The 6,171-nt window shown below is 49.4% G+C and carries 6 protein-coding genes; 5 read left to right on the top strand and 1 reads right to left on the bottom strand.

Annotation, left to right across the window (positions count from 1 at the left end; translation table 11 throughout):
• The first annotated feature begins 214 nt into the window (after nucleotides 1-214).
• From cobK to cobU, 4 genes are read left to right on the top strand one after another with little or no spacing between them, the layout of a single operon-like run.
• Nucleotides 215-1,756 carry a precorrin-6A reductase gene (gene cobK, locus AB7D94_RS16065; RefSeq protein WP_420267032.1) on the top strand — a complete coding sequence of 514 codons (1,542 nt, stop codon included), beginning with the start codon at nucleotides 215-217 and terminating at the stop codon, nucleotides 1,754-1,756.
• On the top strand, nucleotides 1,753-2,511 hold the full coding sequence (gene cobM, locus AB7D94_RS16060) for a precorrin-4 C(11)-methyltransferase (protein ID WP_420267030.1): 759 nt from the start codon (nucleotides 1,753-1,755) through the stop codon (nucleotides 2,509-2,511). Before cobK ends, cobM begins: the two co-directional genes overlap by 4 nt.
• Complete coding sequence (gene cobJ / locus AB7D94_RS16055) at nucleotides 2,495-3,319, top strand: precorrin-3B C(17)-methyltransferase (RefSeq protein ID WP_420267029.1); 825 nt, start codon at nucleotides 2,495-2,497, stop codon at nucleotides 3,317-3,319. Before cobM ends, cobJ begins: the two co-directional genes overlap by 17 nt.
• Before the next feature lie 2 nt (nucleotides 3,320-3,321).
• Nucleotides 3,322-3,861: a bifunctional adenosylcobinamide kinase/adenosylcobinamide-phosphate guanylyltransferase gene (cobU, locus tag AB7D94_RS16050; RefSeq protein ID WP_420267028.1), complete on the top strand. Its 540-nt coding sequence runs from the start codon at nucleotides 3,322-3,324 to the stop codon at nucleotides 3,859-3,861.
• A 42-nt stretch (nucleotides 3,862-3,903) separates the two neighbouring features.
• Here the strand turns inward: cobU and AB7D94_RS16045 are convergent, their stop codons facing one another.
• Complete coding sequence (locus tag AB7D94_RS16045; protein WP_420267027.1) at nucleotides 3,904-4,731, bottom strand: BRO family protein; 828 nt, start codon at nucleotides 4,729-4,731, stop codon at nucleotides 3,904-3,906.
• A gap of 140 nt (nucleotides 4,732-4,871) precedes the next feature.
• Here AB7D94_RS16045 and cobT point away from each other — a divergent pair, with 140 nt between their 5' ends.
• The gene (gene cobT / locus AB7D94_RS16040) at nucleotides 4,872-5,927 is read left to right on the top strand and encodes a nicotinate-nucleotide--dimethylbenzimidazole phosphoribosyltransferase (protein ID WP_420267026.1); all 1,056 of its coding nucleotides are present in this window, start codon (nucleotides 4,872-4,874) and stop codon (nucleotides 5,925-5,927) included.
• The last annotated feature ends 244 nt before the right edge of the window (nucleotides 5,928-6,171 follow it).

The following is a 6,171-nucleotide window of genomic DNA, read 5'->3' as shown; positions in this document are numbered from 1 at the left end:
GGACATTTCTACTTTGGTAGAATAGGACATTTCTATTTTGGTATTACAGCATCCTTTGTCCTCGTGTCAAGCCAAATCCAGAACATGGGCCTCGCCCGGCTATTGATTTTATAAGACATGTAGATTATTATAGACGGTTGCCCTGTGGAGGGGTCAGAGAATTTAATCTATGGATGATTAATAAATACGCGTAAAAAATGGGAATTACACAAACATGGACATTGCCGTATTTTGCATAACACCTAATGGCACAGCGCTTGCTGAGAAAATAGCCGCCGGGACGTCGGGGGATTTGCACGTAAAGGCCGGTGTTTTAACAGAGGCTGGGGGTAGCGCGAAGGTGCATACCTTTGATTCCCTGTCGGCCCATACGGCCTCGGTATTTAACCGGTACGGGGGGCTGGTCTTTGTCATGTCGCTTGGGATAGTGAACCGCGTTATTGCGCCCTTGCTGAGGAACAAACTCGAAGACCCCGCCGTTGTGACACTTGATGAGGCCGGAAGATTTGCGGTTAGCACCCTGTCCGGGCACGAAGGTGGGGCAAACGCCCTGACATATCTGATAAGCTCAATTACGGGGGCGCAGCCAGTTGTGACCACGGCAACCGATTCCCTCAGGATATACACCTGCGGGGTTGGATGTGTTAAGGGCGCAAAAAAAGAGGCCATCACCGCCGCCATTACCGAAGGCTGCAAAAAAGCCGGCATTACGACAGATAACCTGCGCTGCCTCGCCTCGGCATGGGTAAAAAGAGACGAACAGGGTCTGCTTGCCGCCGCAGCCGCGCTGCATCTATATGTAAGATTTATCCCAAAGTGGATGATTGATATGTACTACGAACGAAACACCGCCGCCGTGAAATCTGACATGGTCTTTAAGTCCATTGGCGTATATGGGGTTGCTGAACCGTCGGCCGCCCTTTCTGGCAGCAGCTCAAGACTCGTTCTTCCAAAGACTATCTTTGACGGTATAACCGTGGCCATCGCAAGGGAGACGCTTTTCCCCGGCCCTCAGGAGCCGAAGATTGATGTATCACAGGGCAGTGGCCGTATTCTGGTGCTGGGTGGTACGACTGAGGGCGTCAACATGGGATACGAGCTGATGAAAGGCGGTGAGGACTTCCTCGTCTCTACCGTTACCGGGTATGGCTTTAATCTGTTTAAGGAGAAGTTTGGCGATAGGGCGATTTTAGAGAATTTCACTACGGCCGACGCCCTGAAGAGATTCATTAAAAAACACGCCATCACAAAGATAATTGACTGCACCCATCCCTATGCGGAGCTAATAACGCCACTTGCGAAGTCTGTTTCCACTGAATTGAAGCTCGTTTATGAGTCAAAGGTGCGCGATACCGCATTTGACAATGAATTCCAGTACGAAAAACTCTGCTATGTGTCTTCGCTTACTCAGGTGATTGATAAAATCCTCGCCCTCAAAGTAAAACGCCCATTGTTTACCACCGGCTCCAAGGAGCTCGGTTTCGTAAGGCCACTTTCAGAAAATGGCGGCGTGGACATCTTTGTGCGGGTGCTTCCGTTTGAACACTCAATAAAAAGCGCGCTTGAGGCAGGTGTCAATGCCGCCAATATCATAGCCATGCAGGGGCCGTTTACCACCGAACTCAACGCGGCCACGATAAGGCAATATGCGATTGACTGTCTCGTCACTAAAAAAACCGGCAAAGAGGGCGGTTTTTATGAAAAGGTGAATGCCGCCGTTGACTGTGGAGTTCACCTGATAGTGGTTGAGCGATGACCGGCAAGGTATTTTTTGTCGGGGCAGGCCCCGGAGACCCTGAGTTAATAACGATAAAAGGTAGGCGATTGCTGGACAGCGCCGACATGGTAATATACGCTGGCAGCCTCATAAACACAGCGCTTTTGACGGGCATAAAGGCGGAGGTGTATAACTCGGCGGGGATGGAGCTGCAGGAGATGGCCGACTTAATGGTGCGGGCAGCAAGAGAGGGTAAGACTGTTGTAAGGCTCCACACGGGGGATACCTCGTTTTATAGCGCTATTTCAGAGCAGATTGAAAAACTGCGGGACAATGCGATAGAGTATGAGGTCGTCGCGGGGGTATCGTCGTCGGCTGCGGCTGCCGCGGCCCTAAGGATGGAGCTGACCATACCGGAGGTAACCCAGACGGTGATTTTCACCCGCATGGAGGGCAAGACACCTGTCCCCAGGGCCGAAGACCTCGGCGCTCTCTCAAGGCATGGGGCCGTGATGGTTATCTTTTTAAGCGTCTCCATGATAGATAAAGTAATGGAGAAACTCAGAGAAGGCTATCCACCGGAGACGCCGGTTGCGGTTGTGGAGAGGGTCTCATGGCCACAGGAGAGGATATTGAGGGGGACAATTGCTGATATTGCCGAAAAGGTAAAGGCGGCGGGCATAAAGAAAACGGCATTAATCTTAGTGGGCGAGGCACTTAGGGCGTCTGAAGGCCAAACGGGCCGCCAATCAAAACTATACGACAAGGATTTCAAACATGGTTACAGAAAATAATAAGTCAATTGTAAATCAACGCGGCACCCTCTATATTGTCGGCATAGGGCCGGGTGCGGTAGAGCACATCACGCCCAGGGCGGCGGCGGCGATTGCGGCCTCAACGGTAATCGTCGGCTATTCGACTTACATAGAGTTAATAGGGGCAATTATCAAGGATAAGACGATAATCGGCACAGGTATGACGCAAGAGGTGAAGCGCTGCACCGCGGCCATAGACGAGGTGGCAGGTGGGCGGGTTGTCTCTGTGATAAGCAGCGGCGACCCGGGCGTTTATGCGATGGCCGGGCTTGTGCTTGAGCTGATAAAAGAGCGGACTAAGGGCGGAGTTTATCCTTGGAGTGACGCGGCTGCCCGTCCCACTATCGAGGTAATACCGGGTGTACCGGCGTTATGCGCCGCCGCGGCGGCCCTTGGGGCACCGCTCATGCACGATTTTGCCGCCATCAGCCTGTCAGACAGGCTGACGCCGTGGGAGCTGATTGAACGCCGCCTTCACGCCGCGGCAAGCGCTGATTTCGTCATCGTCATCTATAACCCCAAAAGCAAGGGCAGGCCGTCTCATATTAATAAGGCAAGGGACATACTCCTGAAATATAAAAGCGGCGAAACCCCCGTCGGCATAGTTAAGGGAGCGGCAAGGGCGGACGAGAGTATAACCATAACGACCCTGTCAGAGATGCTCAACCACGGAATTGACATGCAGACGACCGTCGTCATCGGCAATTCACAGTCCTTCAGTTGCGGCAACTGGATAATAACCCCGCGTGGATATAGATTGCCTGAGAAGGCCGCGGGCGGCGGCTGACCATGAAAATAATATTCATAACCGGCGGCTCGAGAAGCGGCAAGAGTTCCTATGCGCTAAAACTATCAGGGCAGCAAGCGGGTAAGAAGGCTTTTATTGCAACCGCAGAGCCGCTTGACGATGAGATGCGCCTACGCATAGACGCCCACAAAAGGCAGCGGTCAGACGTGTGGGAGACCTTTGAAGAGCCGGTGCGCCTTTCGGAGATGATCTCTGAACTTGTGGAATCCTACGATGTGATTTTAGTGGACTGCCTCACGCTCTGGCTTTCTAATTGTTTGATGAGGGAGCCGTTTCCTGAAATCGGGACGGTCACAAAAGAAATTGATGATTTTATATCGAGATTAAAGAAACTCAAGGCCACAGAGTCAAAAGATAAACGCCTTTACCTCGTGTCAAATGAGGTGGGCATGTCAATAGTGCCGGACAATAAGCTGGCGAGGGTCTTTAGGGACGCGGCCGGATTGCTCAATCAGCAAGCCGCCGCAGTCGCAGACGAAGTATATTTTGTGGTCAGCGGTTTGCCGCTGAAATTAAAATAACTGAAATTGCCTATGCAGTTAACTCCGTTTATATCCCTGCCGTCATTCCGGCTTGGTTTTATCCATGCCTATGAATTTTCTATTAGTTTTTCTAAGCTTTTTGCTAACATCTTTTATCTCTTCGGATATTGGTAAATCTTCTGGTTTATTCCCACTTATTCTTACCATTGTGTCTCTTACTTCTTTACCAACCGAATATGCAGTTCTTTCTAATTTATTCTGACCGTTGATGTTCTCATTTTTTATTTTGGCTTCGGTTTGGGTTATTCTAAATAGATTAGCGGCCAATTCCTCTTTCCCCATAAAATTCAACAATGATTTTTTTATATCAATACCTTTGTGTATTTTTAATTCATTTAAATTCATATTATACATTCCTCTATATCCAGCATTTTGAAAATATGGGTAATTTTCAACACCCGCTTGATGAGCTGATGCACTCAAAGATTTTTCCTTGTCCGAAATTTCTTCCCGTATTAAAATTCTATCTACATTTTCAGATGTCTCAAGATAACTTCTAAACGTCTCTGCAATTGTGGCAAAATATATCTGTGCTTTTGCTACCTGTGGCTTCTTTATATCACCATTCATAGAAACCATAAAGCAAGCAAATCGCGTTAATTTATAATTTCTTTGTACTTTGCCAGAATTGTCAACGTCACTAAATCCTACAAAATTGTCTTCTATGGGAATATTCAGTGTCTCACAGGCTGACATCGCTTTGTTGATAGATTTCTTGAAGACTGAGAAGTCGCTGTATCCAAGCCAAACCATTAAATCAGAGGCAAGCCAATACCGTATTCCGTTATTTTGGCCGCTGTCCTCAAAGTTGTTGTCTTCGTTAAAGCTGAATATGTTATTATCATCCACGGGTTCATTGTACTCAATCCGGTAACTTTATGTCAATGAGGGTTTAAGGTAGGCATGCACAAATGTATATTGTTCAGAAACTTTGTCAAGTGGATAATTCCGAATTAAAATAAGACGCAAAGGAGGATTAACAGCAGACTATGGAAACTATCAAAGCCGCATCCAGCAACATAAGGCCGTTAAAGAAGGAGTTTTTTGAGAAGGCCCAAAGCAGGCTTGATATATTAACCAAACCACAGGGCAGCCTCGGGCTGCTGGAGCGCTTTGCCGCGCGTCTTGTTGCCATATACGAAGACACAATGCCGGAGATACCGAAAAAGGCGGTATTTGTGTTTGCAGGGGATCACGGGGTGGCAGCGGAGGGCGTGTCGGCGTTTCCGGCTGAGGTTACGCCCCAGATGGTGCTTAATTTTCTAAGAGGCGGGGCGGGGATTAATGTCCTTGCCAGACACGCGGGGGCTGATGTGCTGGTTGTTGATGCCGGCGTGAATTACGACTTTAAAGACTGTCCCGGCCTGATACAAAAAAAGGTGGTCTATGGGACGAAAAATATGGCCAAAGGGCCGGCCATGACCCGCGATGAGGCAATACAATGTGTAAATGTTGGAATTGCCCTTGCCCGCGAATATGCCCAAAAGGGCGTCAGGATGTTTGCAACCGGTGAGATGGGCATAGCCAACACAACGCCGTCCTCCGCAATGGCCGCCGTGATTACTGGAAGGCCGGTTGCTGAGGTGACAGGAAGAGGCACGGGGATAGGCGACGCGGAGCTGTCTAAGAAGATCGCCGTGATAGAGCGTGCCATAGCCGTAAACGCCCCTGACGCTAAAGACCCAATAGATGTGCTTATGAAGGTGGGCGGGGCGGAGATAGGTGCGATAGCCGGTTTGTGCCTCGGTGCGGCAGAGCTGCGGCTTCCCGTTGTTATTGACGGTTTTATCTCTACAGCCGGGGCGGTAGTCGCCTATGGCCTGAATGAAACGGTGAAGGAGTATATGTTTTCCGCCCACCGTTCACATGAAATAGGACACAGGGCGATTTTAGCGCACATGGGGTTGGTGCCCATGCTGGAGCTGGATATGAGGCTTGGCGAGGGCACGGGGGCGGCCATAGCGATGACCATACTGGACGCATCGTTGAAGATTTACAGAGAGATGGCGACGTTTCAGGACGCCGGTGTCTCGGATAAATCCTGAGGGTTTGCAGGTGCCGGTGGATCAATAAACGGGCGGCTGCGTCGAAAAACGCGGCCTGCCTTAAAGCTCCCCAACTTACTGTGTTTCGGTTCGCCTTTGCGATGCTTGTTTCTTTTTCTTTACATACTTACTTATAAACACATATTTCTTCTATAAAATAGTCAAGGGGCAATCAGGGGCAATCAGGGGTATGTAATACCAAAATAGAAATGTCCTATTCTACCAAAGTAGAAATGTCCTAAAG

This window comes from Candidatus Magnetominusculus dajiuhuensis (assembly GCF_046044395.1).
Taxonomy (GTDB): Bacteria; Nitrospirota; Thermodesulfovibrionia; order Thermodesulfovibrionales; family Magnetobacteriaceae; genus Magnetominusculus; species Magnetominusculus dajiuhuensis.
The sequence above is the reverse complement of the archived record's forward strand: the minus strand, read 5'-3'. Positions and strand labels throughout refer to the sequence as shown.

Bases quoted from the DNA above. Each gene is read 5' to 3' on its own strand.
- cobJ (WP_420267029.1), top strand. From the start codon at position 2,495: ATGGTTACAGAAAATAATAAGTCAATTGTAAATCAACGCGGCACCCTC.
- cobM (WP_420267030.1), top strand. From the start codon at position 1,753: ATGACCGGCAAGGTATTTTTTGTCGGGGCAGGCCCCGGAGACCCTGAG.
- cobU (WP_420267028.1), top strand. From the start codon at position 3,322: ATGAAAATAATATTCATAACCGGCGGCTCGAGAAGCGGCAAGAGTTCC.
- cobT (WP_420267026.1), top strand. From the start codon at position 4,872: ATGGAAACTATCAAAGCCGCATCCAGCAACATAAGGCCGTTAAAGAAG.
- cobK (WP_420267032.1), top strand. From the start codon at position 215: ATGGACATTGCCGTATTTTGCATAACACCTAATGGCACAGCGCTTGCT.